A 3,780-nucleotide genomic window follows, 5' to 3' on the forward strand; every position below is an offset into this window, starting at 1 on the left:
TGTGTATAAGAGACAGGTCGGGTCGCTTTCACAGATCCGGGCCGGCGGAGTTGTCCGGCTCGTCGTGGGACGGGATGACGTAGAAGGGGAAGACGAGGCTGCGCGGGTTGTTGGTGCCGCGGATGGCGTAGCGGACGTCGATGTACAGCACGCTCTGGTCGCCGCCTGCGGTGACCTCGACGTCGTGGACCTCGATCCGCGGCTCCCAGCGGTCGAGGCTGGCGTACACCTCGTGCTGGATGCGGCCCGCGGTCTGCTCGTTGACCGGTGCGAAGACCATGTCGTGGATGGCACAGCCGAACTCGGGACGCATCGGCCGCTCGCCCGGCGCGGTGGCCAGCACCAGGCGCATGGCCTCCTCGATCTCCTGATCCCCGCCGACCAGGGCGATGCCGCCGGTCGGGGAGATGCGGAGCGGGAACGTCCAGCCGGACCCGACGAACTGCTCGGCCATCACACCACCGGCATCTTGTTGATCAGGGGCGGGACCACGGTGACGGCCGGCACCTGCACGGTCATCGTCGTGGCGGCGGCCTTCAGGCTGACGGCGATCGCGGAGTTCACCGCGACCGGGCCGGCGAGCGACCTGACGTTGACGGGCCCGCGGCCCTCGATACTGAGCGTTCCGCCGCTGCTGATGGACAGCTTGCGCCGGGCGCTCAGCGAGAGGTCCGTGCCGGCCTCCACCGACACCGACCGGCTGCCCGTGATGCTGACGGCCCCCTTGCTGTCGATGCTGATCTCGGTCTTCGTCCGGTCGAGGTTGATGACCAACCGGTCGTTGCCGGTCGCCAGTCGCACCCCCCGCTTGGCGGCCCCGGTCTGCTGGCTGAGCAGGTCGACGCGGTTGCCGGTGCGGTCGGAGAGGGTGTGCCGGGCCGCCAGCCTCCGCAGCCCGTCGTGGAGCGGCACGTCCGGCACGTCGGTCGGCTTGTCCCTGCCGTTGTAAAGACCGCCGATGACGAAGGGGTGGTCGAGGGCGCCGCGGTCGAACGCCACCAGCACCTCGTCGCCGACGTCCAGCGGGAAGATCCCGCCGCCACCCTTGCCGCCCCACTGCACCACCCGGGTCCAGTCGCTGACGTACCTGTCGTCCAGCCACGGGAACTCCAGCTTCACCCGCCCCTGCTTCAGCGGGTCCCGCACGTCGGTGACGAGCGCGTTGGCCACGCCGGGCAGCCGCGACTCGGTCCCCGCGCCGCCGCCCCCGCCCGAGGCGAGCCCGTACAGCGAACGCCACTGCCGCCCGCTGACGGTCACCCACGCCTCGTAGTGGCCGTCGCCGAACACGTGCCGGACGGAGGTCGCGGTGTACTTGCCCTCGAAGGGCTCGCCCACGTCGGCGAGCGCCACCGGGACGCCCGCCCGCAACTTCGGCGTACCGAGCGCGATGACCTCCACCTCGGCGAAGGACGAGGTGACGTCGCCGGCGAGCGCCGCGGCGGCGTGCCTGACCTCGGGGTCCTGGTCGTACGGGGTCCCGGTCTCCACCAGGGTGACGGGCCGGAACCGGGCCGTCGCCGCCTGCGGGGTGCTGCCGATGTCGATGCCGGGGTCGGTGGCGGCCGACGAGGTGCCGATGATCCGCCGCTTTCCGACGACGTCCCAGCCGCGCGACTCGACCCTGCTGACCTGGTCCGCGGCGGTGACGCCGGCCCGCAGCCGCAGGATGTCGGTGCGGCCGAGCACGAAGGGGGTGGTCTGGCTGTTCGTCCGCGGCGAGGGCGCGCCGGAGGCCGGCCTGGGGTTGACGAACTGGAACTCGCCGCGCGCGTCGATGGACATCACCATCCCGTTCTCGGCGGCGAGCCGCCCGAGGAAGTCCCAGTCGGTGACGCCCCCCTGGCTGACGAACTCGTACACCGTCGTCGTCGCGTCGATCCGGCCGACGGTCACGCCGTCCAGGCCGGCCAGCCTGCGGGCGATGTCGGAGGCGCGCTGGTTGCGGTACGCCACCACCCGGCGTTGCCGCATCAGGCGGAAGCCGCTGTCGTAGCCGCGGACGACGGTGAACGTGCCGGTGCCGTCGTACTCGATCTCCAGGCCCGTGACCTCGCCGGTCAGGAGCGGATCCGCGGTGCCGCGCCCGGCGGCGACCGGGGAGATCTCCACCGGGTCGCCGAACGTCACGCCCAACAGGCCGAGCAGTGTGCGCTGCTGGTCCCGGAAGGTCAGCTGGAACGCGGCGGGCACGCCCATGCCCTGATCGACCGAGACGTCGACGAGCTGCCGGGCCGCCTCGCCCGTCAGCACCCGGCCGCCGATGGAGACGTGGGCGACGTTGGAGAACGACCGCTGCGACATCAGTAGGTCACCTCCTCGGCGGCCGGCAGCATCAGTTCGGTGCCGGTCCGCAGGGCGGCGGGGTCGTCGATGTCGTTGGCCTCGGCTATCGACCGCCACGCGGCGGCCGCGCCGTACTCGCGCCACGCGATCGACGGCAGCGAGTCGCCCGCGACGACCCGGTGCACCCGCCGCGCGGTGAGGGCGCCGGACGTCGGGTTCTGTCCGCCGGTCGTGCTGGGGATCTCGTGGATGTTCACCTGGCAGGTGGCGCGGATCGGCACGCCGGTGGTGCCGAAGAGGGTGTAATTGGCCTCGACGGAGGAGACGTACGCCGTGAAGCGGGCCGTGGCGAACGAGCCCCACTGGAACACGACCCACGGCGGCGACGGCTGTTTGGCGGCGACGCTCCTCGCGGTCGTCTCGCAGCACTCCATCAGCGCCCTCACCTTCTGCATCACGGAGTTGCCTTCTGGCTCCTCCGAGGAGTCGAGGAAGACCTCGACACTCATCTCGCGGGGCTCGGGGCCGAGGTACTCGGGCAGCGAGCCGTCGCGCACGGCCGCGGTCGGGGTGACCGCCCAGTTGGCGCGGCGGCTGAGGGCCAGCTGCACCGGGTTGAAGTCGAGCGTGAGGGTCTTGACGAGCCCGCCGGGGGTGGTGCTGTAGCCGGTGGGGGGTTCGTGGATGGCGAGCGTGGCGCGGACGAGGCTCCTGCCCGCGCCTCCGTTTCCCGTGGGCATGGCTGGTGCGGTCCTTCTTCTCGGTCGTCTGGGTTCCGTTGGGGTCCGTTGGGGTCCTTCGGCGTCCGGTTCAGTCGGTGAATCCGTGGTGGGTGATCTCCAGGATCTCCGTGGCCACGGCCGGGTTCGCCGGGTTGAAGGTGGGCCCCTGCCAGCTGACCGGCAGCACGTCGATCAGCCCCCAGCGCGCGACCTCGGACCCGTCGGCGCGGAGCGCCCTGATCTGCGCGGTGGGGCGCGTGATCCCCGTCTGGATGGAGGAGATCCACTTGGCGACCTTCGCGGTCTCCGGGGTGAGCGGGCGGGTCAGCCGGATCGTGGAGAAGCTGACACGGGTCGGCAGCTGCCAGACGAAGCCGTTGTTGCCGCCCTCCTGACGCTGCTCGATCTCCACCTGGGAGGACAGCCCCTCACACTCGTTGAAGCGGCCCAGGCTCTCGCCGTCGATGCTGAGGTTGAAGAAGAGCGAGGTGCCTGGGTCGAGTTCCTGGGGCATCGTGGGTGGACCTTTCGTTCGTGCCGGGGCTGCCGGGGCTGCCGGGTCGGCTGGAGGTCAGCGGCGGGTGTCGCGGAGTTGTCCGATCCGCTCGCGGTCCTGGCGCAGCTCCGCGCGCAGCAGGCGGGTGATGCGGCCGGTGAGCCGGTGGGTGAGCTCGTCGAGTTGGCGGGGGGTGAGCGCGCGCGGATCGAAGCCCGCCGCTGGCGGGGGCGCCTCTCGCTCCGCGGACCGCGAGGCGGTGCGCGGGGGCCGGGG

At 71.7% G+C, this 3,780-nt stretch carries 4 protein-coding genes and 1 pseudogene; all 5 read right to left on the reverse strand.

The window, feature by feature from the left end:
* Positions 1 to 28: 28 nt before the first annotated feature.
* The gene (locus tag E1283_RS33530) at positions 29 to 454 is read right to left on the reverse strand and encodes a GPW/gp25 family protein (RefSeq protein ID WP_132821939.1); all 426 of its coding nucleotides are present in this window, start codon (positions 452 to 454) and stop codon (positions 29 to 31) included.
* Positions 454 to 2,304: a VgrG-related protein gene (locus tag E1283_RS33535; protein WP_132821940.1), complete on the reverse strand. Its 1,851-nt coding sequence runs from the start codon at positions 2,302 to 2,304 to the stop codon at positions 454 to 456. Before E1283_RS33535 ends, E1283_RS33530 begins: the two co-directional genes overlap by 1 nt.
* Positions 2,304 to 3,026, reverse strand: a complete 723-nt coding sequence (locus E1283_RS33540) for a CIS tube protein (RefSeq protein ID WP_132821941.1) — start codon at positions 3,024 to 3,026, stop codon at positions 2,304 to 2,306. The genes E1283_RS33535 and E1283_RS33540 overlap by 1 nt, the downstream gene beginning before the upstream one ends.
* A gap of 70 nt (positions 3,027 to 3,096) precedes the next feature.
* Positions 3,097 to 3,522, reverse strand: coding sequence for a phage tail protein (locus E1283_RS33545; RefSeq protein ID WP_132821942.1), 426 nt, complete (start codon positions 3,520 to 3,522; stop codon positions 3,097 to 3,099).
* 57 nt (positions 3,523 to 3,579) lie between these two features.
* Positions 3,580 to 3,780 (reverse strand): annotated as a pseudogene (locus E1283_RS33550) (extensin); the annotation flags it as partial.

The organism is Streptomyces hainanensis (assembly GCF_004348415.1).
Lineage (GTDB): Bacteria > Actinomycetota > Actinomycetes > Streptomycetales > Streptomycetaceae > Streptomyces > Streptomyces hainanensis.

What these genes read in the sequence shown, in the direction of transcription:
- E1283_RS33540 (WP_132821941.1), bottom strand. Translation starts at nt 3,026, where the DNA reads ATGCCCACGGGAAACGGAGGCGCGGGCAGGAGCCTCGTCCGCGCCACG.
- E1283_RS33530 (WP_132821939.1), bottom strand. Translation starts at nt 454, where the DNA reads ATGGCCGAGCAGTTCGTCGGGTCCGGCTGGACGTTCCCGCTCCGCATC.
- E1283_RS33545 (WP_132821942.1), bottom strand. Translation starts at nt 3,522, where the DNA reads ATGCCCCAGGAACTCGACCCAGGCACCTCGCTCTTCTTCAACCTCAGC.
- E1283_RS33535 (WP_132821940.1), bottom strand. Translation starts at nt 2,304, where the DNA reads ATGTCGCAGCGGTCGTTCTCCAACGTCGCCCACGTCTCCATCGGCGGC.